The organism is Pseudomonas sp. NFACC14 (genome assembly GCF_900106885.1).
GTDB lineage: Bacteria > Pseudomonadota > Gammaproteobacteria > Pseudomonadales > Pseudomonadaceae > Aquipseudomonas > Aquipseudomonas fluorescens_AA.
The window spans coordinates 693,262-717,689 of record NZ_FNOA01000001.1; the positions used below are offsets into that span (position 1 = coordinate 693,262).

The 24,428-nt window shown below is 64.7% G+C and carries 10 protein-coding genes and 1 pseudogene; 7 read left to right on the forward strand and 4 right to left on the reverse strand.

The window, feature by feature from the left end:
• Window positions 1–93 precede the first annotated feature (93 nt).
• Window positions 94–13,080: a non-ribosomal peptide synthetase gene (locus tag BLU85_RS03290; RefSeq protein ID WP_092197560.1), complete on the reverse strand. Its 12,987-nt coding sequence runs from the start codon at window positions 13,078–13,080 to the stop codon at window positions 94–96.
• 281 nt (window positions 13,081–13,361) lie between these two features.
• Here BLU85_RS03290 and BLU85_RS03295 point away from each other — a divergent pair, with 281 nt between their 5' ends.
• The gene (locus tag BLU85_RS03295; RefSeq protein WP_024619408.1) at window positions 13,362–13,910 is read left to right on the forward strand and encodes an RNA polymerase factor sigma-70; all 549 of its coding nucleotides are present in this window, start codon (window positions 13,362–13,364) and stop codon (window positions 13,908–13,910) included.
• Window positions 13,911–14,019: 109 nt separating this feature from the next.
• Here BLU85_RS03295 and BLU85_RS03300 read toward each other — a convergent pair whose 3' ends face one another.
• From BLU85_RS03300 to BLU85_RS03310, 3 genes are all read right to left on the reverse strand, one after another.
• Window positions 14,020–15,033 carry a GNAT family N-acetyltransferase gene (locus tag BLU85_RS03300; protein WP_092197562.1) on the reverse strand — a complete coding sequence of 338 codons (1,014 nt, stop codon included), beginning with the start codon at window positions 15,031–15,033 and terminating at the stop codon, window positions 14,020–14,022.
• Window positions 15,034–15,103: 70 nt separating this feature from the next.
• Window positions 15,104–15,880, reverse strand: coding sequence for a substrate-binding periplasmic protein (locus tag BLU85_RS03305; protein ID WP_170847548.1), 777 nt, complete (start codon window positions 15,878–15,880; stop codon window positions 15,104–15,106).
• 99 nt (window positions 15,881–15,979) lie between these two features.
• Complete coding sequence (locus BLU85_RS03310) at window positions 15,980–16,621, reverse strand: TetR/AcrR family transcriptional regulator (protein ID WP_092197564.1); 642 nt, start codon at window positions 16,619–16,621, stop codon at window positions 15,980–15,982.
• Window positions 16,622–16,801: 180 nt separating this feature from the next.
• Here BLU85_RS03310 and BLU85_RS03315 point away from each other — a divergent pair, with 180 nt between their 5' ends.
• The 6 genes and pseudogenes from BLU85_RS03315 (at window position 16,802) to BLU85_RS03340 (ending at window position 24,341) form a co-directional block, all read left to right on the forward strand.
• Window positions 16,802–18,616: an acyclic terpene utilization AtuA family protein gene (locus BLU85_RS03315; RefSeq protein WP_092197566.1), complete on the forward strand. Its 1,815-nt coding sequence runs from the start codon at window positions 16,802–16,804 to the stop codon at window positions 18,614–18,616.
• A gap of 216 nt (window positions 18,617–18,832) precedes the next feature.
• Window positions 18,833–20,449 (forward strand): geranyl-CoA carboxylase subunit beta, encoded by a 1,617-nt coding sequence (gene atuC, locus BLU85_RS03325; RefSeq protein ID WP_092197570.1) that lies wholly within the window; start codon window positions 18,833–18,835, stop codon window positions 20,447–20,449.
• A gap of 33 nt (window positions 20,450–20,482) precedes the next feature.
• On the forward strand, window positions 20,483–21,640 hold the full coding sequence (gene atuD / locus BLU85_RS03330) for a citronellyl-CoA dehydrogenase (protein WP_092197572.1): 1,158 nt from the start codon (window positions 20,483–20,485) through the stop codon (window positions 21,638–21,640).
• Between the two features lie 125 nt (window positions 21,641–21,765).
• Window positions 21,766–23,230 (forward strand): annotated as a pseudogene (locus BLU85_RS03335) (acetyl/propionyl/methylcrotonyl-CoA carboxylase subunit alpha); the annotation flags it as partial.
• A 305-nt stretch (window positions 23,231–23,535) separates the two neighbouring features.
• Window positions 23,536–23,736, forward strand: coding sequence for a biotin/lipoyl-containing protein (locus BLU85_RS31625; protein WP_371914227.1), 201 nt, complete (start codon window positions 23,536–23,538; stop codon window positions 23,734–23,736).
• A 62-nt stretch (window positions 23,737–23,798) separates the two neighbouring features.
• Entirely contained in the window at window positions 23,799–24,341 is a 543-nt protein-coding gene (locus BLU85_RS03340; protein WP_092197576.1) for a 3'-5' exonuclease, read from the forward strand.
• The last annotated feature ends 87 nt before the right edge of the window (window positions 24,342–24,428 follow it).

The following is a 24,428-nucleotide window of genomic DNA, read 5'->3' on the forward strand; positions in this document are numbered from 1 at the left end:
GAGCAAGCTCGCTCCCACATGGGATTTGCGTCGTTCACAAAATCCTGTGGGAGCGAGCTTGCTCGCGAAGAGGTCTTCATAGACGCCGCAAAACTACAACCCTTCCAACTCCGCCATCAAATCATTCAACCGATCCACCTTCTCCTCAGTGATTTCGCTGGCCGCCAGCCCCTCGATGTAATCGGCCAGTTCCAGCACCGTGCTGCACTCGAACATTGCCCGCAGCGGCACGTTGCGTTGCAGGGCCTTTTGCACCCGTGAGGCGATTTGCGTCGCCAGCAAGGAATGACCGCCCAGTTCGAAGAAGTTGTCCCGTACCCCCACCCGCTCGACTTTCAGCACCTGGGCCCAGATGTCTGCCAGGGTCTGCTCCAGTTCATTGCCGGGTGCCTGATAGTCCTGGCTTTGCAACTGGCCGATCTCCAGGGCCGGCAAGGCCTTGCGGTCGAGCTTGCCATTGGCGTTGAGGGGCAGGCGATCGAGCCACAGCCAGTGCAGCGGCACCATGTATTCCGGCAGTTCGGCCCGCAGGCGCTGCTTGATGCGCTCCAGGCGTTCGGCGGGTTTGAGTGCCGAGTCGGAGGCCACGAGGTAGCCCACCAGATGCTTGCCATTGGCGCCCTCCTGCACGCCCACCGCCCCATCGCGCACTTCCGGCTGTTCATGCAAGCGGGCTTCGATTTCCCCCAGTTCGATGCGGTAGCCGCGAATCTTCACCTGATGGTCGATGCGCCCGACGTACTCCAACACCCCGTCGCTGCGCCGCCGCGCCAGGTCGCCGGTGCGGTACAGCCGCTCTCCCGGTGCCCCGAACGGGTTGGGCACAAAGACCGGGGCGGTGCGCAACGGATCGCTGACATAACCGCGCCCGACCCCGGTGCCCGCCACGCACAGCTCACCCACCGCCCCCAGCGGCACCAGGTCCAGCGCGCCGTCGAGCAGGTACAAACGGTTGTTGTCGGTGGGCGTACCAATCGGCAGGTAAGTGCCACGGGTCGACGCCTGGTCGACGCGGAAAAACGCCACGTCATCGGAGCATTCCGCCGGCCCGTAGGCATTCACCAGACCAATGTCCGGATAGCGCAGCAACCATTGATGGGCCAGCTCCGGCGGCATCGCCTCGCCGGTGGGCAGCATCCAGCGCAGGCCGTCCAGACCGATGCGCTCCTGGGCGAGCATGCCCTGGATCAGCGACGGCACGCTTTCCAGCACGGTGATGCCCTGTTGCTGCACATGCTCCAGCAACCCTTGCGGGTCGTGGGCGATGGCGTTGGGCACGATGTCGACCCGGGCGCCGAACAACGGCGCGGCCAGGAACTGCCAGACCGAAATATCGAAGCTTTGGGACGCCGTCTGGGCGATGACATCCGCCTCGCTCAGCGCCAGGTACGGCACTTTGCTCAGCTGGTTGTTGAGCATGCCCCGCTGTTCCACCATCACGCCTTTGGGCAGGCCGGTGGAGCCGGAGGTGTAGATCACGTAGGCGAGATTGTCCGGCCCGCTGTAGACGCCCGGGTTTAGCGGCGAAAAGTCGCCGGCCTGGACGGTTTCCCACACCAGCAACTTCGGCCGTCCGGAACAGGCGAACTCGTCCAGCAACGCCTGGGCCTGGGCCTGGCAGGCCTGGGTGCAGACCAGCAAAGGCGTGCGGCTCAATTCGATGATGCGGCTCAGGCGCTGGCTCGGCAGGCCGGGATCCAGCGGCAAGTAGCCGGCACCAGCCTTGAAGCTGCCGATGATCATGCCCAGCAGTTGCGCATCCCGTTCAGCCAGCAACGCCACCGGCTGATCCAGACCGACCCCGGCCGCGATCAGCGCGTGGCCGAGGCGGTTGCTGCACGCATTCAACTCGGCGTAGCTGTAGGCCGTGTCCAGGCAACTGACCGCAAGACGTTGCGGATGGACCGCGACCCGCGCCTCGAACAGCTCGACGTAGCTCTGCTCCAGCGGATAGGCATGCTCGCTCTGGTTGCAGCCTTCGATGAGGAAGTCCTGCTCTTGGGCACCGATCAAAGGCAACTCGCTCATGTCACCGTGCAAGCCTTCCATCAGCGCCAGCAGCAGCCGCTTGAACTCACTCAGCAAACCCTGGACGGTGGCTTCATCGAAGTAACGCTGGTCGTAGGAAAGGTGCAGCCCCAGGTCATCCCCCGGGTAGCAGACCGCCGTCAGCGGGAAGTTGGTGTGGGTGCGGCCCGAGTCGGAGGTGGCATTGAGGCTTTGGGCACGGTCCAGCACCGAGACTTGCACCGGCGCGTTCTCGAACACGAACAGGCTGTCGAACAGCGGTTGGCCCTTGGGCAGTTCGCTGACGTCCTGGATGCTCACCAGCGGCAGGTATTCGTACTCGCGCAGTTGCATGTTGCTGTCCAGCAAATCGCTGAGCCACTGCCGCACGCTGCAGCGCTGATGGTCCTCGGGCATCTGCACGCGCAAAGCGATACTGTTGATGAACAGCCCGACGGTGCGTTGCATCTGCGGCAGTTCCACCGGGCGCCCGGCCACGGTGACGCCGAACAGCACGTCGCGGTCGCCGCTGACCCGGCGCAGGACCAGGGCCCACGCCGCCTGGGCGAAGGTGTTGACCGTCAGTTGATGGGCCTGGGCCAGTTCCCGCAGCCGTGCGCCGTCCCGGGCATCGAGACGGGTGTAGCAGTCGCCGACGATCATGCCGCCGCTGTCACCGGCGTGCTCGCGCAGGAACGGCCGGTCGCCAGGGATCGGCGTGGTCCGCTCGAAGCCTTGCAGATTGCGCTTCCACCACTGCCGGGCTTCATCCAGGCTCTGGTGTTGCAGCCAGCCGATGTAGTCGCGATAGCGCGGCGGCACGGCCAACTGCGGCTCGCGCTGCTCACCCAGAGCGGTGTAGATCTCGAAGAAGTCGTCCATCAGCAGCGAACGGCACCAGGCATCGATGAGGATGTGGTGGTTACTCATCATGAACCAGTAGCGCGCCGCGCCGACCCGAATCAGCCGCAGGTGGAATGGCGCCTGGTTCAACAGATCGAAACCGGCCTCGCGTTCATCCTTGAGCAGGGCCTGGAGCTTGGCTTCCTGGGCGTCTTCAGGCACCTCGCACCAGTCGAGGTAATCCACCGGCGTGCGGCCTGGCTTGTGGATGATTTGCAGCATGTCTTCGCCGACGTTCCAGCAGAACGACGCGCGCAAGGCTTCGTGACGGGCGATGACCGCCTGCCAGGCCTGGGCAAAACGCTGCGGGTCCAGTGCGCTGTCGATGCGGTAGCGATCCTGCATGTAGTACAGGCCGGTGCCCGGCTCCAGCAGGGTATGCAACAGCATGCCTTCCTGCATGGGTGTCAACGGGTAGACGTCTTCGATCTGCGCGGCCGGCACGGGTAGGCTGTCGAGCTGGCCCTGGGTCAGCTTCGCCAGGGGGAAGTCCGATGGCGTCAGCCCGCCCGCCTCGTCCGTCAGGCAGTGTTCGATGAGGCGTTGCAACTCATCGAGGTAAGCCTCGGCCAGGGCGGCGATGGCCTGGTGCTCATGGCGCTGGGCACTGAAAGTCCAGCGCAGCACCAGCTCGCCACCGCTGACCTGGCTGTCGACGCTCAGCACGTTGGGGAGCGGCGCATCGGGATCGTGGATGGCCCCCAGGGGCGCATCCAGCGGCTGGAACAGCGCCTCCTGGCCCAGGGTCTGGTCGAGCTGCCCCAGGTAGTTGAAGGTGATCGCCGCCTGCGGCAGACCGGCCATCGCCTCGCGTGTCGGCGTATCCGCCAGGTAACGCAGCACGCCATAACCGAGGCCCTTGTGGGGCACCGCGCGCAGTTGCTCCTTGATGGCCTTGATCGAGACGCTGAAATCTTCAACCGCCGGACTCAGGCGCACAGGATAGACGCTGGTGAACCAGCCGACGGTGCGGGTCAGGTCGAGGTCGTCGAACAGCGCTTCGCGGCCGTGGCCTTCGAGCTGGACCAAGGCCGAATCATGGCCGCTCCAACGGCACAGCACCCGGGCGAACGCCGTGAGCAGCAGGTCATTGACCTGGGTGCGGTAAGCGCTTGGCGCCTGTTGCAGCAGTTGCCGGGTACGCTCGGCGTCCAGGCGCACGCTGACGGTTTGCCCGTGACGCTCCTGCAACCCGCCGTCAGGATTCGCGCACGGCAGTTGCACTTGTGCGCCACTCAACTGCCCTTGCCACCAACCCAGCTCCTCGCGCAGGGACTCGCTGCCGGCGTAGGCCTGCAAACGCGCGGCCCAGTCGCGCAACGGGCTGGTCTTGGCCGGCAGTTGCGCCGCCTGCCCGGCGACGAGCTGGCGGTAGACGGTTTGCAGATCGTCCATCAGCACCCGCCACGACACACCGTCCACCACCAGGTGATGAATGACGATCAACAACCGTTGCCGGCCATCCGGCAACTGCGCCAGCACGGCACGCAGCAACGGCCCGGAGGCTAGATTGAAACGGCTCTGCGCCTCGGCAAACAACGCTTCGCACGCCTGGGCAGTGTCCACGCAGACCTGCTGCAGCAGCACAGCGTCAGCCAGCGACTGGTGCTCGGCGCGCCAACGTCCGGCGCTTTCGTCGAAACCCAGGCGCAAGGCATCGTGGTGCTGGAAGACGCTACGCAGCGCCTGTTCCAGCCGTTGCGGGTCCAGGGCCGTGGTCGGCTCCAGCAGCAACGCCTGGTTCCAGTGATGGCGGTTGGGGATCGGGCGGTCGAAAAACCAGTGCTGGATCGGCGTCAACCCGGACTCGCCCTGCAACAGGCCCTGCTCGGCATGCACGTGCTGGCTGCGCGTGGCGACGGCGGCCAGGGTCTGTACGGTCTGGTGCTGGAACAAGTCCCGGGGCGTGAAATGAATGCCCTGTTGCCGGGCACGGCTGACCACCTGGATGGACAGGATCGAATCACCGCCCAATTCGAAGAAATTATCGTTGAGGCCCACCTGCGCCACGTTCAGCACGTCGCACCAGATCGCCGCCAAGGTCTGTTCCAGGGCATTGCTCGGCGCCACGTAATGTTGGCGATTGAGCTCAGGATCGGGCAACGGCAAGGCGCGGCGGTCGAGCTTGCCGTTGGCGGTCAGCGGCATGCTCGCCAGCAGGATCAGGTGCGTGGGCACCATGTAGTCCGGCAACTGGGCCTTGAGGTGGTTTTTCAAGGCGTCGCGCAGGGCCGCTTGTCGCTCGTCGTCCTGGCTGGCGATGTCGCTCACCAGGTAGCCGGCCAGCTGCTTGCCGCCAGGCGTGTCGAGGGCCAGGACCACGGCCTCGCGCACCGCCTCATGTTCCAGCAGACGGGTTTCGATTTCCCCCAGTTCGATGCGGAAACCACGGATCTTCACCTGATGGTCGATCCGTCCCAGGTACTCCACCAGCCCGTCGGGGCGCTGGCGCACCAGGTCGCCGGTGCGATAGAGGCGTCCTCCGTCGGTGGCGAACGGGTCGGCGACGAAACGCTCGGCGGTCATCCCCGGACGCTGGTGATACCCCTGGGCCAGACCGGCGCCGCCTACATACAACTCGCCCATGGCGCCTGGCGGTACCAACGCCAGGTCGGCGTCGAGGATGTAGGCCACCCGGGCACCGATCACGCTGCCAATCGGCACACTGGCCGCGCCCTCCTCCAATTGCTCGGGGGCCAGGCTCGCCAGGGGCATGACCACGGTTTCGGTCGGGCCATAGGCATTGAAAAACAGGCTCGGGCTGAACGCCGCGCGAATGCGCTGCAAATGCTCTCCCGTCAGGGCTTCGCCGCCGGTGATGCACATGCGCACCGGCAAGGTCTGGCCCTGGGTCGCCAACCACTGCGCCAACTGGCTGCCGTAGCTGGGGGTGAACCCCAGGATGTTGATGCGATGCTGGCGAATCAGCCCGCAGATTTCCTCGGCGTCCCACTGGCCCTGGGCCCGCAACACCACGTGGGCACCACTGAGCAGCGGCACCAAGAGGCGTTCGGTGGCCGCATCGAAGTTGATGGAATAGAAATGCAGCTCGCAGTCGTCCGGGCGCATGCCAAAGCGCTGGATCACCGCTTGGCAATGCATGGCGATTTCACCGTGGGACACCACCACGCCCTTGGGCTTGCCGGTGGAGCCGGAGGTGTAGATCAGGTAGGCCTGGTGTTGCGGCAGGTTGATCAACGGCAGCGGGTGATCCGGGTACTGCGCCAAGGCCGGCGAATCGTCTTCCAGGCACCAGCAGCCCACGCCGTCGGGCAATGCACCGAGAGCCCGGAGCATCGCCCGGTCGCTGAGCAACAGGCTGATGCCACTGTCTTCGATCATGTAGTGCAGGCGATCCAGCGGGTATTCCGGATCCAGCGGCACGTAGGCACCGCCGGCCTTGAGAATCGCCAGCAGGCCAACGACCATTTCCAGCGAACGCTCCAGGGCTAGGCCCACCCGCACCTGCGGCCCGACGCCTGCCTCGCGCAGGCGCCAGGCCAGGCGATTGGCGCGGCTGTCCAGTTGCGCATACGTCAGGGTCTGCCCGGCGAACGTCAGGGCCGGCGCGTCGGGATGCGCCCGGGCCTGTTCGGCGAACAGTGGGTGGATGCATTGGTCCAGGCGATGCTCACCGGGCTCGACGCCCAGGCTGTCGAGCAGGTGTTGCTGCTCACCCGCATCGAGCAACGGCAACTCGCTCAGCCGTCGGCCCGGATCGTCCAGCAGCGCTTGCAACAGATTGCGCCAGTGCCCGGCCATACGCGCGATGCGCGGTTCGTCGAACAGGTCGGTGCTGTAGGTCAGGCAGCAACCCAGGCGCTGATCCAGGTCGGTGACCTCCAGGTTCAGGTCGAACTTGGTGGCCCGGGCGTCGTTGACCAGGTATTCGACGGTCATGCCGGCCAGTGTGCGGCTCTGCTGGAACTCCCAGCGCTGCACGTTGCACATCACCTGGAACAACGGATTGTAGGCCGCACTGCGCGGCGGTTGCAGGGCTTCCACCAGATGATCGAACGGCAGGTCCTGATGGGACTGGCCTTCGATCACGGTGTGACGCACCTGTTCGAACAGTTCGCCCACCGACATTTGCCCGTCGAGCTGGCAACGCAGCACTTGGGTGTTGAGGAACGCACCGATCAACCCTTCGCTTTCCGGGCGGATGCGGTTGGCCACCGGCGCGCCGATGCGCAGGTCGGTCTGGCCGCTGTAGCGGTAGAGCAACACGGCCAGGGCGGCGGTCATGGTCATGAACAGGGTCAGGCCCTGTTGCGCATTGAAGGCGCGCACCCGCGCGGCCAGCTCATCACCGAGATCGAAACGGAACAGTTCACCGCGATGGCTTTGCACCGAAGGACGCGGGCGGTCGCCGGGCAGTTCCAGCAGCGGATGCTCGCGGCCCAGTTGCGCGGTCCAGTAGTCCAGCTGCCGTTGACGCTCGCCGGATTCCAGCCACTGGCGCTGCCAGACGCTGTAGTCCAGGTACTGCACCGGCAACGGCTCCAGCGGAGATTCACGGTCATCGACAAAGGCTTCGTACAGCGCGCTCAGTTCACGGGCGAAAATGTCCATCGCCCAGCCTTCGGTGACGATGTGGTGCAGCGTCAGCACAAAGTAATGCTCATGCTCGGCGGTCTTGACCAGGCAGGCCCGCAGCAACGGCCCGGTTTCCAGGTCGAAGGGCTGGTGGGCCTCGCTGTCGGCCAGTTGCTGCACCCGCTGCCGACGAATGTCAGCGGCCAGCCTCGAGAAGTCCTTCCAGTCCATGCGCAGGCCCGTCTCGCCGTGCACCTGTTGGCAGGCCACGCCGTCGACGCTCGGGAACGTGGTGCGCAGGGTTTCGTGGCGCAGGATCAACGCCTGCAAGGCCGCCTCGAAGCGCCCGACATCCAGCACCCCGCGCAACCGCGCCATGCCGCCGACGTTGTAGGCCGGGCTGTCCGGCTCCATCTGCCAGAGGAACCACATGCGCTGCTGGGAATACGACAGCGGCACCGGTTGGCTGCGGTCGACCTTCTCGATGGGCGGCTGGCGATTGGTCTGGCCGCTGGCCTGGATCAAGCGCACTTGTTCGGCGAAAGCGCCCAGCTCGCTCGCCTCGAACAGCGCCCGTAATGGCAGTTCCACGTCACAGGCCTGGCGAGTGCGGGAAATGATCTGGGTCGCCAGCAGCGAATGACCGCCGAGGGCAAAAAAATCGTCCCGCAAGCCGATGCGCGCCAGTCCCAGCACGTCGCGCCAGATGCCGGCGATTTGCTGTTGGAGGGCACTGACCGGCTCGACATGCTCGCGCACCTGCCATTGCGGTTCAGGCAAGGCGCGGCGATCGAGCTTGCCGCTCGGGCTCAAGGGCATGGCGTCCAGGCGCAGCAGTTGGGCGGGCACCATGTAGTCCGGCAGTTCGGCGGCCAGGGAGGCCTTGAGCCGGGTGTTCAATTCGTCCTGGCCGTGGGCGAGCTCCGGCGCGGTGTAATAACCGATCAACTGCGGGCCGGCCGAGGTGTCACGCACCAGCACCGCCACTTGGGCGACGCCGTCCTGGGCCAGTAGGCGCGCTTCGATTTCCTGCGGCTCGACCCGGAAGCCGCGCAGCTTGACCTGCTGGTCGAGGCGGCCGAGGTATTCGATCACGCCGTCAGCGCCCCAACGCGCCCGGTCGCCGGTGCGGTACAACCGCGCACCGGCCGGCCCCATCGGGTCGGCGACGAAACGCTCGGCGCTCAGGCCCGGACGCCCGAGGTAACCCCGGGCCAGGCCCAGGCCGCCAATGCACAGCTCGCCCGGCACACCGGCCGGCACGGGATTGAGGTCGCTGTCGAGCACCCGGCACAGCACGTTGCCCAGGGGACGGCCGATGGGCGAGCGCTCGCCATCAGCTTCGGTGCAATGCCAATGGGTGACGTTGATCGCGGTTTCGGTCGGGCCGTAGCGGTTGTGCAATTGCGCCGACGGCAGTTGCGCCAACACCCGGTTGCGCAATTCCGCCGGCAAGGCTTCGCCACCGCAGAACAGCCGGCGCAGGCTGGTGCAGCGGGCACTCAGCGGCTCTTCGACAAACAGGCTGAGCAGCGGCGGCACGAAGTGCAGCGTGGTGACGCCAAACTGCTGCACCAACTGGGCGATGCGGTGCGGGTCACGGTGCTCGCCGGGCCCGGCCAGGACCAGTTGACTGCCGGTGATCAGGGGCCAGAAGCATTCCCAGACCGACACGTCGAAGCTGATGGGGGCCTTTTGCATCAGCACATCGGTGGCATCCAGCCCATAGGTCGCTTGCATCCATTGCAGGCGCTCGGCCAAAGCCGCGTGGGTGTTGCCGACGCCTTTGGGCTGTCCGGTGGAGCCGGAGGTGTAGATCACGTAGGCCAGGTGATCGCCGTGCAGGTGCAGGCCCGGCGGGTTGCTCGGCCATTGTTCCAGGTGCAGGGCGTCCATGGCGATGACACTGACGCCGTCGCAGGCTGGCAAACGCTCCAGCAACGCGGTCTGGGTCAGCAGCAGGTCGACGCCGCTGTCGTCGAGCATGTAGGCCAGGCGTTCGGCCGGGTAGTCCGCATCCAGCGGCACATAGGCACCGCCGGCCTTGATGATGGCCAACACGCCGATAAGCAACTGTGGCGAACGCTCGGCGGCAATCGCCACGCACACGTCCGGGCCAACACCCTTGTCCCGCAGGTAATGGGCCAGGCGGTTGGCCTGGGCGTGCAGCTCGGCATAATCGAGTTGACCACCGTCCCAGCGCAGGGCGATCCGTTGCGGCGTGCCGCGGGCCTGCTCGTTCAACAGCTCCGGCAGCCATTGGCTGGCCGGCGCGCACGGGGCCGCGCTCCACTGCTGCTGTTGGCTGTGTTCATCGTCGGTCAATAACGCTACGTCGCCGATGGCTTGTTGCGGATCGGCACAGACCGCCCGCAACAGGTTGCAGTAATGCGCGGCCAGCCGCTCGATGGTCGCCGCCTCGAACAGTTCGTCGGCGTAGTCGAACGACAGGGTCAACCGACCGTTGCGATCTTCTTCGCTGTGCAATTGCAGGTCGAACTTGGCTTCGCGGCTGTGCCACGGCAACTCCTCGGCCAGCAGCCCCGGCAGACGGCGCAAGGCACTCAGGTCACGCTGCTGGTGGTTGAACATCACCTGGAACAGGCCTTGCTCGCGCGCCTCGGGAAACGCTTCGAGCAGTTGCTCGAATGGCAAGTCCTGGTGAGCCTGGGCCCCCAGCGTGGCTTCCCGGGCCTGGGCCAGCAGCGCGGCGAACGGTTGACGGGAATCGACCTGCCCGCGCAGCACCTGGGTGTTGATGAAGAAGCCGATCAACCCCTGGGTGTCCAGGCGCGGACGATTGGCGTTGGGCACACCGACGCGGATGTCGGATTGCCCGGTGTAACGCTGCAACAGCGCCTGGAAGGCTGCCAGCAACAGCATGAACGGCGTCGCGTCATGGGCCTGGGCCATGTGGCGCAGGGCCTCGCCGAGGTCCTTGTCCAGGCGCAGACTGTGCCGCGCGGCGCTACGCTGGCGTTGAGCGCTGCGTGGATGATCCGTGCCCAGCACCAGGGCCGATTGTTCAGCGCCCAGTTGTTGCTTCCAGTAGCTCAGTTGGCGCTCGGCCTCGCCCTGGGCGAGCCACTGGCGTTGCCAACTGCCGTAGTCGGCGTATTGCAAAGGCAATGGCGCCAGTTCAGCAACCTGGCCTTGGGACGCGGCGGCGTACATGCGGGAGAATTCTTCGATCAATACATTCATCGACCAGCCGTCGGCGATGATGTGGTGCAGCGTCACCAGCAGTTGATGGTCGTCCTCGTCGAGGCGCAACAGGGTGACCCGCAGCAGCGGCCCCTTCTCCAGATCGAACAGCGTGGCCGCTTCGTCTTCTCGAACCTGCCGCGCCCGGGCTTCGCGCCGGTTGGCAGGTTCGTCACTGAGATCGATCACCTGTAGCTTGAATTCACCGGCCGGATCGACCTGTTGCAAGGCCACCCCATTCCGCTCCAGGAACCGCGTGCGCAAGGACTCGTGACGCTCGATCAGTTGCTGGAAACTGGCCCGCAGCGCGTCTTCGTCCAGCTCGCCGCGCAGGTGCAAGGCGCCGGGAATGTTGTAGGCACGGCTCGTCGGGTCGAGCTGCCAGGTGATCCACAAACGGTTCTGCGCCAGGGATTGCGGCAGTGGCGCATGGCGCGACAATGGGCTGATCGCGCCCTGGGCCTGGCCGCCATCCTGCTGCTGGTTCGCCACCGCCGCCGCGAACGCAGCCAGGGTCGGCGCTTCGAACAGCAGGCGCAGGTTGAGCGCCAGCCCGAGGGTTTCGCTCAGGCGTGCGATCACCTGAGTGGCGGCGATGGAGTTGCCGCCCAGCAGGAAGAAATGATCGTCGGCCCGGACTTGCTCGACCTGCAACTGCTCCCGCCAGACCTGACCGATGAGGGCTTGCAACCCGGAGGTCGGGGCGGTTTCGCCAGCCACATCTGCTGTGGCTGACGGGAACTGTGCGTAACTGTCCAAACTGCCGTCGGCCAACCGGATGCGGCAGGCCGAGCGCTGCAACTTGCCGCTGGAGGTCTTGGGCAGCGCGCCGGGATTGAGCAGCACCACCACGCTCGGGGCTTGCTGGCAGGCCTCGGCCACGGCCTGGCGAATGGCGTTGATCAAGGCTTCGGGCGGCAGGATTTTCTGCACGCTGCGGCTGATTTCCGCGGCGATGCCGATGCCCTCCCCGCCGTTGTCGTTGACCGCGAACGCCGCCACCCGGCCCTTGCGCACCACCTCCACTTCGCGCTCGATGGCTTGCTCGATGTCCTGGGGATAGAGATTGTGCCCGCGCACGATCAGCAGGTCTTTCAGGCGACCGGTGATGAACAGTTCGCCGCCGCGCCGGAAACCCAGGTCGCCGGTGCGCAGCCAGGTCCGGCCGTCATGCTGGACAAAGGTTTTAGCGCTGGCTTCAGGGTTGCGCCAGTAACCCAGGGCGATGCTCGGCCCGGCGGCCCAGACTTCACCGACCTGATTGTCGGCCAACGGCTGCAACGTGGCGGGCTCGACGATCAGCACCGCGTGCCCGGGCTGGCTGACACCGCAACTCATCACCGCGCTGCCCTGCCCCGGCTCGGCCCGGTTCTGCGCCAACTCCGCGTCATCCACTCGCAACGAAGGAATGCCGTGGCGGCGCGGCGTGCCGGCGACGAACAAGGTCGCTTCGGCCAGGCCATAGGAGGCCATGAAATTGTCCGGCGTGAAGCCGCTCGGAGCGAATTTCCCGGCAAAACGCTCCAGGGTATCGAGGCGGATCGGCTCGGAGCCGGAATAGGCCACGCGCCAGCCGCTCAGGTCGAGACGTTCCAGGGCCGAATCACTGACCCGTTCGCTGCACAACCGATAGGCGAAATCCGGGCCGCCGCTGATGGTGCCGCCGTACTCGCTGATCGCTTCGAGCCAACGCAGGGGTCGGGCCAGGAAGTAAGCCGGGGACATCAATACGCAGGGGACGCCGCTGAACACCGGCTGCAACAGACCGCCGATCAGGCCCATGTCGTGGTACAGCGGCAGCCAGCTGACGATGACGTCGTCGGGGTTCAGGTCGATGCCGAAGCCATGGCGGATCAGCAGTTCGTTGGCCACCAGGTTGCCGTGGCTGACCTGCACACCCTTGGGCAGCGCGGTGGAGCCGGAGGTGTATTGCAGAAAGGCGATGTCATCGTCCTGCAGCGTCGGCATCCGCCATTGCCCGGCGTGGGCCGGGTCGAGGGTATCGACGCACAACACCGGCGGCGCCGACTCGATGGCTTGCAACGGCTCGCGCAGATCGCTGCTGGTGAGCAGCAGGCGCGGTTCGGCGTCGGCGATGATCGACAGCAGGCGCTCCTGATGGTGCCGACGGGCGGATTCCGGCGGATAGGCCGGCACCGCGATCACCCCGGCGTAGAGGCAGCCAAAGAACGCCGCGACGTAATCCGGGCCACTGGGAAACAACAGCACGGCGCGATCGCCCTGCGCCGCTTCGACCTGCAAGGCGCCGGCGATGGTCCGGGCGCGCAGGTCCAGGTCGCGATAACTCAACACCACACTCTGCCCAGGGGTGTCGGCAAGGAAGCGCAGGGCCACCCGGTCCGGCGCCAACGCGGCGCGGCGCTGGAGGGCATGAGCCAGGGTGCTGGGGAGTTCGAACGCGTCGGTCATGGGGGTTTCCTGCCTGAATTCGGCTTGCAAGTTGTCCCCCATGGAACGGATAGCCGCGGCAAATAATTAGTCGGGCAGCCGACTCACCGAGGCATGCAGCCAAGCAGCCAGCGGCCAGGCACCGCGGCAATGGGTCGCGGTGCCGAGGCTGGACTTTGTCACATCAATAATTCTTCTTCTCAATTGACAATCATTATCATTAAGCCTAATTTGGCGCTCGATGTGTAGGACGGGTCCGGCATCCGGACGTCCCGCTAACTTTTTGCAGCAAGGTGAATTCCATGACGGAACAAGTATCCACAAGCAGGTGCGACTCACCGTTACTCCAGGCGTTCGTCGACAACCGACTGATCCTGGTCAAGATCGCGGCGCGTATTACCGGTTGCCGGTCCCGCGCGGAAGATGTGGTGCAGGACGCTTTTTTCCGGCTGCAATCGGCCCCACAGATCACCTCCTCGTTCAAGGCGCAACTCAGTTATCTGTTCCAGATCGTGCGCAACCTGGCGATCGACCACTACCGCAAGCAGGCGCTGGAACAGAAATACTCGGGGCCGGAGGAGGAAGGGTTGAACGTGGTGATCCAGGGGGCTTCGCCAGAAACCTCCCATATCAATTTCTCCACGCTGGAGCACATCGCCGACGCGCTGACCGAACTGCCCAGCCGCACCCGCTATGCCTTCGAGATGTACCGCCTGCACGGCGTGCCACAGAAAGACATCGCCAAGGAACTGGGGGTCTCGCCGACCCTGGTGAACTTCATGATCCGCGACGCCCTGGTGCATTGCCGCAAGGTGTCGGGGGTTCGGGGGGATACTTTCGCCCGGCGGTAACTTGCGGTGGTTTTGCCGGCCTTATCGCGAGCAAGCTCGCTCCCACAGTGGATCTTCAGTGACCACAAAACTGTGGGAGCGAGCTTGCTCGCGATGAGGCCATAAGGCCTTACATCAACCCACACCGATCAAAAAACCGCTCACGCCCCAGGATCATCAGCGCCGCGCGCTTGTGGGGGAAATCGAATTCCTTTTCACAATGGAAGCACTGGTTGTGCAGGTGCCCGATCATCCGCGCATTGTCGGCCCGGGGCTCGGCGACCACGCGCTGGGTGCGCGGGTCGTCCAGGAACAGGTAATGCACCAGCGCCGACAACCAGCTCGCCACCTTGTGCGGCCCACGGTGCTGCTCTTCGCCCACCAGCATGTGGATGCCGCGATCATAGTGGTCGGCTTCATAGAACGGCGCGATCCGATCCTCCTTGGCCCAATAAGCTTCGAAGTAAGCGAACGGCTGGTCATCGAAGCAACCGATCAGGGTCAAGACCCGGGGATCGGCCTGCAGCTTGCCCAAGTACTCGCGATGCTGTTCCAGGCTGCCCTCCTCCTGCCAGAAGCTCGCCACTCGCGGGCTGTTCTGCCAGCGGTTGAAACGCTCCAGGTCCTGCTCGATTTCCAGGGTGCGCAAGGACACCCAGGCCCCCAGCCGTGCATCGAAACGTCGATACACCTCGCCACGCGGCTTCATGGGCCGGCGCGGATGGCGACGGCCATCGGTGATGACCATCTGTTGCGGGTAACTGCCGCTGAACGACTCCCCCAGCCAGGGCTGCGGCAATTGCCAGAACATCGTGCGCTCGCAACGGTATTCACCGGCACGCTCCGTGACCGTCAATAAACCGCTGAGCAAGGCTTCGCCGGGGCGCTCGTCGAGGTGCCAGGTCAGGTGCTGACACTCGGGATCCCGGGCAAACAGCCAATAGCAGGCCGCCCACAGCGCCGGCCCCACCGGGCGATCGTTGATTTCCTGCAAATGCACATGCAACTCGGGACCGCGCAAAAGGCGCAACCGGATCAGCGGCGCGCCTTCGAGCATCAGGCTCAGGTGGCGTTCGGTTTCATCCGCGCCAAGGCGACGGCCACCGGGCAAGGGCAGCGTCGTCGGGTGATTGAGGTTGGACATGGGAGCGGCTCGCGTATTTGTCGGTAGTCAACCTGTGACGTGAGCCGGGGCGGGAAATTTAGGGTCGCCTTCAACGGGAATGCATGGAGACCAGTTGGATCTGATAGGGCTGGAAAATCTTCAGCATCTGACCGTTATCCCGCAGGGTTTGCAGCAACTGTGCGAACGCTTCGCTGGAAATGGGCGCCTGTGGCCGGATCAGCGCGTAATGGTGGTAAACCTGATCGATGCGTTCAGACACCAGCAATTGCGGGCCGACTTCGGGATTGCGCAGCACGTAATCGTTGAGGTACGAACGGGTCACCAGGGCGATATCCGCCCGCCCGCGCAGCACCATCAGCAGATTGCTGTCGTGGGAATACGTCAGCGTGGCGTTGTATTGACCGGCGAGAAACTTGGGGTCGGCGTTGAATTCGGCAAAGGCGTAGTGATAACCGCTGAACAGCGCCAGGCGCTTGCCCCTGAGGTCGGCGAAATAACTCTGCTGGCGCTCCGGCTGGCGCTGGGCGACGAAGACTTCGGCATCTTCCAGGCCCATGTCCACCGACGTGTGCGGCACATCCTGCCAACCCCATTCGGGGTTCTCGAAAATCGCCATGTCGACCCGGCCCTGCTTGAAATCATTGAACCGGCGAGGGATCGACGTCGGCACCAGGACGAACTGGTAGTCGTTTTGCGACTGGTTCAAGGCCTCCACCATCTGCGGCAGCAGGCCGGTGTCGGCACCGTTCTCGGGACGAACGGTATAGGGTGGAAAATGTGCCGCGCCGATCCGTACCAGTTGCGCCGCCTCGATCGGCAACGCCAGGAAAACGGCCAAAGTGGCCAGCAGCACACGGGAGGTCATCCCCATCGGCGAAAACGTCAAGATAACCCACTCCCCAAAAGTCCCCATCACTACAATCAAGCTAGGCGGTTTCAGCCGCTTAGCCAGCCATGCGGCCATTTAAAGCGCCGTTCGATTATTGTTTTCTTCAAGCACCAGGATCAGGGCCTGCTCGGCCAGTTCATCGAGACTCAGGCTGCCTTCGGCGCGAAACCAGGTGGTGGTCCAGGACAACGCCCCCGTGAGGAACCGCCGGGTAATGGGCACGTCCCCGCGAATATACCCGGCCTCCTTGGCCTGGCCCAGGACCTCGAGCCACAAGTCTTCATACGTATCACGCAGGGCCAGCACGTGCCGCTGTCCGTCCGGCGAGAGCGAACGCCATTCATAGACCAGCACCGCCATGGCCTCGCCAGTGCCGCCCATGATCGACTGCAATTCGCAGCGAATCAGCGCCAGCACCCGCTCGCGCACGCTGTCGGCCTCGGCCAGGGCCGCACGCATCAACGCGGTGTTGTAGCGAATGGTTTCTTCCATCACCGCCCGCAGGATGTCGTCCTTGCTCTTGAAATGGTGAAAGATGCTGCCCGACTGGATGCCCACGGCACTGGCCAGGTCGCGTACCGTGGTGCGCTCGAAGCCCTTGTTGCGAAACAGGTGGGCGGCGGTCTGGAGCAGTTTGCCGCGCGCACTGTCCGGGTCGGTCAGTTGCCCGTTGTCGACCAGCTCACGCATCACGCCCAGGGCTTTTTGCTCGTCCACCCATTCTCTCCTACAGTCGATCAACCAACGCGCCGCCACTGCACAGCAAACCATCGGTGGCGCGGGCAATTTAAGCCGAGCGAAGCAGCCAAGCAAGCGCTCGGCCAGAAGAACCGGCGGCCGTTTACAAACCAAGCGCTTGCTTGGTAGTCTCGAATCACCTTTGCCGGAGGGAACGCCATGCCCAAAACGATCCGAATCGGTTGCGCCAGCGCCTTTTGGGGCGATACCTGCACGGCGGCGGCGCAACTGGTCGAGGGCGGTGCGCTGGATTACCTGGTGTTCGACTATCTGGCCGAAGTCACGATGTCGATCATGGCCGGGGCGCGCCTGAAAGACGCTTCGAGCGGCTATGCCACGGACTTCATCGAGGTCCTCACCCCGCTGCTTCAGCGTTTGCACGACGATGGGATCCGCGTCATCAGCAACGCCGGCGGGGTCAATCCCCAGGCCTGTGCAAGGGCTTTGCAAGCAGCCTGCGATCAGGCCGGCATAGCGCTGAAGATTGCCGTGCTGCTGGGTGATGACCTGCAACCGCAACACGAACGGCTCGCCGCCCAGGGCATCGGCGAGATGTTCAGCGGCGAGCCCCTGCCTCCCGCGTGTGTGTCCATCAACGCCTACCTCGGCGCCCCCGGCATCGTCGAGGCGCTGCGCCTGGGCGCCGATGTGGTGATCACCGGCCGCGTGGTGGACAGTGCCGTGGTCAGCGCGGCCCTGGTGCATGAGTTCGGCTGGGCCTGGGACGATTACGACAGATTGGCCCAGGCCGCACTCGCGGGGCATCTCATCGAGTGTGGCGCCCAGTGCACGGGCGGTAATTTTACCGACTGGCAGGCAGTGCCGGATTACGAGCACATCGGCTTTCCCATCGTCGACGTCAGCGCCGATGGCCAGTTCATTGTCACCAAGACCGAAGGCAGCGGCGGGCTGGTCACGCCGCTGACGGTCGGCGAGCAGTTGCTCTACGAAATCGGCGACCCGCAAGGTTACCTGCTGCCCGATGTGATCTGCGATTTCAGCCAGGTCAGATTGACCCAACAAGGCAAGCACGCCGTGCGCGTCCATGGGGCCATGGGCCTGCCGCCCGGCGACCGGTACAAGGTCTGCGCCACCTGGCTGGACGGCTGGCGCTGCACCGCCACCTGCCTGATCGCCGGCATCGATGCGGTGGCCAAGGCTGAACGGGTCAGCCAGGCGATCATCGCCAAGACTTCGCAACTGTTGCGCCAACGTGGCTGGGCGCCCTACAGCGACGTGAACGTCGAACTGCTGGGCAGCGAAGCCACCTATGGCCAGCACGGCCGGCGCCGGGACAGCCGTGAGGTAGTGATCAAGCTGGCGGTACGGCACCCGGATAAACAACCGCTGGTGCTGTTTTCCAGGGAAATCGCCCAGGCCGCCACTGGCATGGCGCCGGGACTGACCGGCCTGGTCGGTGGCCGGCCGACGGTGTCGCCGTTGATTCGCCTGTTCTCGTTCCTGATCGACAAAACCACCTGCCGGCTGGCCATCGAACTCGACGGCCAGCGCCACCCTTGCCCCCTGCCCGCTTTCGAACCGCTGCACACCACCGATCTGCCGGTCGCCCCAGTCCCGCCCAAACCCCAGGGCCGGGCCGACGCCAGCGTGCCGCTGATCAAACTGGCGGTGGCGCGCTCCGGCGACAAGGGCAACCACAGCAACATTGGCGTGATCGCCCGGGAACCCGAATACCTGCCCTGGATCGCCGAGGCGCTGACCCCGGAGGTGATGGTCGACTGGATGAACCATGTGCTCGACCCGCTGCTGGGCCGGGTCGAACGCTGGTACCTGCCGGGCACCCACAGTTTGAATTTCCTGTTGGAAAACGCCCTCGCTGGCGGCGGTGTCGCCAGCCTGCGCATCGATCCCCAGGGCAAGGCGTTCGCCCAGCAACTGCTGGAGATTCAGATCCCGGTGCCGCAACACATTGCCGATCAGGTCAATTCATCCCCACACCACCCTGACGCATGACCAACCCCGTAGGAGCTGACGAGTGCAACGAGGCTGCGATCTTGTCCCAGACAGTTAGATCTCAAGCGAAAGATCAAGATCAAGATCAAGATCAAGATCAAGATCAAGATCAAGATCAAGATCAAGATCAAGATCAAAAGATCGCAGCCTTCGGCAGCTCCTACACAACCTTGCCCCAAGGTTTTTCGCCAATCCGCTCCAACACGAGGAGTCTGCATGCCGGTCATCGAATCGCACCTGGATCCCCACAGCGCTGACTTCGCACGCAACCACGCGGCGATGCTGGCCGGTGTCGAGCAACTGCGCCAACTCGAACGGGCCGTGCTGGCGAAAGCCGCCCAGGCCCAGGACAAGTTCGACCAGCGCGGCCAACTGTTGCCACGCCAGCGCCTGAACCTGCTGCTTGACCCCGGCGCACCGTTCCTCGAGCTGGCGAGCCTGGCCGGCTACAAACTCCATGACGACAAGGACGGCAGCCAGGCCGGCGGCGGCCTGATCGCCGGGATCGGCTACGTGTCCGGGGTGCGGGCGCTGGTGGTGGCCAACAACAGCGCGATCAAGGGCGGCACGATCTCCCCCAGCGGTTTGCACAAGACCCTGCGCCTGCAACAGATCGCCATGGAAAACAAACTGCCGGTCATTACCCTCGCCGAAAGTGGCGGCGCCAATCTCAATTACGCGGCGCAGATTTTCGTCGAAGGCGCGCGCTGCTTCGCCAATCAGGCACGCATGTCGGCCATGGGCCTGCCGCAGATTACCGTAGTGCATGGCTCGGCCACGGCCGGTGGCGCTTATCAGCCGGGTCTGTCGGATTACGTGGTGGTGGTGCGCGACAAGGCGCGACTGTTCCTGGCCGGGCCGCCGTTGCTCAAGGCCGCGACCGGCGAAGTGGCCAGCGAGGAGGAACTGGGCGGTGCACTGATGCACGTGCAGGTGGCCGGCACCGCCGAATACCTGGCGGAGAACGACACCGATGGCATTCGCCTGGCCCGGGAAATCCTCGCCTCGCTGCCCTGGAACGCACAATTGCCGCCCCAGCCCGAACGGACCTGGACGGAGCCGCTCTACCCCGCCGAGGAATTATTGGGACTGGTGCCCGACGACCCGAAGAAACCCTATGACGTGGTGGAAATCATCGCCCGCATCGCCGACGGCTCACATTTCCTGGCCTTCAAAAGCGAATTCGACACCCAGACGATTTGCGGCCACCTGCACATTCGCGGCCATGCCTGCGGCCTGATCGGCAACAACGGCCCCATCACGCCACAGGGTGCGGCCAAGGCCGCGCAATTCATCCAGTTGTGCGATCAGAGCCGCACGCCGCTGCTGTTCTTGCACAACACCACCGGATTCATGGTCGGCACCGAGTCGGAGCGACAAGGGGTGATCAAGCATGGCGCCAAGATGATCCAGGCCGTGGCCAATGCCCGGGTGCCCAAGCTGACCGTCGTGGTGGGCGGCTCCTATGGTGCCGGCAACTACGCCATGTGCGGCCGCGGGCTTGACCCGCGCTTCATCTTCGCCTGGCCCAACAGCCACACCGCCGTGATGGGCGGCGCCCAGGCCGGCAAGGTCCTGCGAATGGTCACCGAGGCCACGCAACTCAAGAACGGCCTGAACCCCGACCCGAAGATGCTGGATCTGCTTGAGCAAACCACCGCGCAGAAACTCGACAGCCAATCCACCGCCCTCTACGGCAGCGCCAGCCTGTGGGACGACGGGCTTATCGACCCGCGTGACACCCGCACACTGCTGGGCTATTTGCTGGACATCTGTCACGAAGCCGAGCAGCGCCCCTTGCAAGCCAACAGCTTCGGCGTGGCCCGTTTCTGAGGACGCTCCACGGCTCACAGGAGAACAATAAAAATGATCTTCACCCAGGAACACGAAGCACTGCGGCGCACCGTCCGCCAGTTTGTCGACCACGACATCAATCCTTACGTCGACGAATGGGAGCGGGCCGGGCGCTTCCCCATCCACGAGATTTTCCGCAAGGCCGGCGAGCTGGGCCTGCTGGGTATTTCCAAGCCGCAGGCCTTCGGCGGCATGGGCCTGGACTACAGCTATTCGATCGTCGCGGCCGAGGAATTCGGCACGATTCATTGCGGCGGCGTGCCGATGTCCATCGGCGTGCAGACCGATATGTGCACCCCGGCCCTGGCCCGTTTCGGCTCCGATGAGTTGCGTGAAGCGTTCCTGCGCCCGGCCATTCGCGGCGAACAGGTGGGCTGCATTGGCGTCTCGGAAGTCGGTGCCGGCTCCGACGTCGCGGGCCTCAAGACCACGGCGCGCAAGGACGGCGACGACTACGTCATCAACGGCAGCAAGATGTGGATCACCAATGCGCCGAGCGCTGACTTCATCTGCCTGTTGGCGAATACCTCGGACGACAAGCCCCACGTCAACAAATCGCTGATCATGGTGCCGATGCGCAGCGCCGGCATCAGCCTCGGCCAGCACCTGGACAAACTCGGCATGCGCAGCTCGGAAACCGCCCAGGTGTTTTTCGACGACGTGCGGGTGCCACAACGCAATCGCATCGGCCAGGAAGGCGCGGGGTTCATGATGCAGATGCTGCAATTCCAGGAAGAACGCCTGTTCGGCGCGGCCAACATGCTTAAGGGCCTGGAACATTGCATCGACAGCACCATCGAGTACTGCAAGGAGCGCAAGACCTTCGGCGCGGCCCTGATCGACAACCAAGTGATTCACTTCCGCCTGGCGGAACTGGCCAGCGAAATCGAATGCCTGCGGGCGCTGGTCTACCAGGCCACCGAACAGTACATCCACGGCCAGGATGTCACGCGACTGGCTTCGATTGCCAAGCTCAAGGCCGGACGCCTGGCCCGGGAAACCACCGACAGTTGCCTGCAATACTGGGGCGGCATGGGCTTCATGTGGGACAACCCGGTCGCCCGCGCCTATCGCGACGTACGGCTGGTGTCCATCGGCGCCGGCGCGGACGAAATCATGCTGGGCATCATCTGCAAGCTCATGGGCATTTTGCCGGGGAAGAACAAATGAGCGGTTTGCCTGACAGGCCGCTATCGCGAGCAAGCTCGCTCCCACATTTTCACCGTTCACTGTGGGAGCGAGCTCGCTCGCGATGAGGCCCGAACGGACACCACAAAAAAACCAGGAATACCCCCATGCCCGCCTTCAGCAAAATCCTCATCGCCAACCGCGGCGAAATCGCCTGTCGCATCCAGCGCACCGCCCAGGCCCTGGGTTATCGCACGGTGGCGGTGTTCAGCGAGGCCGACGCCGATGCGCTGCATGTGCGCATGGCCGATGAAGCCGTACTGATCGGCCCGGCCCCGGTGCAGCAGTCCTATCTCGACCCCTTGGCCATTCTCGAGGCGGCCCGGCGCAGCGGCGCTGATGCGATCCACCCCGGCTACGGCTTCCTTTCGGAAAATGCAGGGTTCGCCCGCGCCTGCGCGCAGGCCGGCCTGGTTTTCATCGGCCCCAGCCCCGAGGCCATCGAGTTGATGGGCAGCAAGCGCCGCGCAAAAATCGCCATGCTCCAAGCCGGTGTTCCCTGCATCGCCGGTTACCAGGGCACTGCCCAGGACGACGACACGCTGCGGCGCGAAGCCAGGCGCATCGGCTACCCGCTGATGATCAAGGCCAGTGCCGGTGGCGGCGGCCGCGGCATGCGCCTGGTCCAGCGCGCCGAGGAGCTGCTGGAGCAGTTGCGCAGCGCACGCTCGGAAGCCCTGCACGGCTTCGGCAGCGACGAGTTGATCCTCGAACAAGCCTTGATCGATCCGCGGCATGTGGAAGTGCAGATCTTCGGCGACCACCACGGCCAGTTGATCCACCTGGGCGAACGGGACTGCTCGATCCAGCGGCGTCACCAGAAAATCATCGAGGAAGCGCCCTGCCCGGTCATGACCGCCGACCTGCGCCGGGCCATGGGCGAGGCGGCACTCGAAGCGGGGCGCGCAGTGAATTACGTCGGTGCCGGGACCGTGGAATTCCTGCTCGCGGCCGACGGTCGGTTTTACTTCCTGGAGATGAACACGCGCCTGCAGGTCGAACACCCGGTCACCGAGTCGATCACCGGCCTGGACCTGGTGGCCTGGCAATTGGACGTCGCCGCCGGCAGGCCGCTGCCCCTGCGCCAGGAGCAGGTGACGCTCAGCGGCCATGCCCTGCAAGTGCGGTTGTACGCCGAGGACCCAGCGGCGGATTTCCTGCCCCAGACCGGGCGCTTGATTGGCTGGGAGCCCCCTATCCGCGACGGTGTTCGAATCGACCATGGTCTGCTGCAGGGCCAGGCCATCACGCCGTTCTACGACTCGATGCTGGGCAAACTCATCGTCCACGGCGCCACCCGCGACGAAGCACGCCGCAAACTGTTGCGAGCGGTGGAGGATTGCGTACTGCTTGGGGTCCAGAGCAACCAGCGCTTGCTCGCCGGCTTGCTGGCGCATCCGCGGTTCATCGACGGCGACTTCCACACCGGCTTCATCGGCCAGCATTTCGCCAATCATGCGGCGCTTCTGCCCCTTGAGCCCTCGGCCGAACAACTGGCCATCGCCACGGCGGCGTTTTATCAGGCATCGCAGGCACGGCATGCACCCGGCCTGGGCGGATGGCGCAACAGCATCGGCACGGCGCTGCATTATCGGATCGGCGTCGGGGAGCGCGACTGGGTGCTGAGCCTTGAAACCGAAACCGACGGGACACTGCACATCCGCAGTGCCGGGCGCTTGATCGAACTGAGGCTGCTCGACATTGATGCGCAGGGCGCAACGCTGGTCATCGACGGGATTGGCCAGCGCCATGCCTGGCGTCTCGAAGGCCATGATCTCTGGCTGTCCACCCGCCCCGGCGGCCTGCACCTGCAAGACCGGACCCTGGCCCCCGTCGCCAGCAAGGCCAGTGCCAGTGCCAGTACGCTCCTGGCGCCCATGGACGGTGCCATTGTCGAGGTACTGGTCAGCGAAGGCTGCCCGGTGCGCCAAGGCCAACTGCTGATGGTGCTCGAAGCGATGAAAATGGAGCACCCACTCAAGGCAGGCGTCGACGGGGTGGTCAGGCAATTGCAGGTCACACAGGGTGATCAGGTGAGAAAACGCCAGGTTTTGTTATGCGTTGAAACAGCCCACTAGTCGGATGCCTGGGGTTTGACTACGCTCAAACCCATCAGCACGCCGATACCGGGAACACTGCGATGCCTCACTGGCTGGTGATTGATCTGGAGGCCACTACCGATGAAGGTGGCTGGCCGGTAACCGAAATGGAAATTATCGAGATCGGCGCCACGCTGGTGAGTCGTGACGGCCGCGAAGTGGATCATTTCCAGCGCTTCGTGCGGCCCCTGAGACGACCGCTGCTCACGCCTTTCTGTCGCGAACTGACCCACATCACCCAGGCCAATATCGACGGCGCCGCGCCCTTGACCGAGGTCTGGCCGGCGTTCGAGCGCTGGCTGGCGCCGTATCAGCCGAGGCTGGAAAGCTGGGTCAGTTGGGGCGATTACGACCGCAAGCAACTGCTTCAGGAATGGCAACGCCAGCAGTTGCACAGTGTCCTCGCCCAGGTGCCGCACATGAACCTCAAGCAACGCTTCGCCAAGGCCCGCCGGCTGGAACGGCCGCTGGGGCTCAATGGCGCGTTGCAACTGGCGGGCCTGCAATTTTACGGGCAACAGCACCGCGCCCTGGAAGATGCCCGCAATACCGCGCGGTTGTTGCCCCTGGTGCTTCCGGGTTGAGCGGGCTCGCCTCCCGGCGCGGCAGATGACGAATGTTACAGCCTTGTGCATACTGGCCGGCCTTTTTCAGCCCCTTTTTCGAGGAAT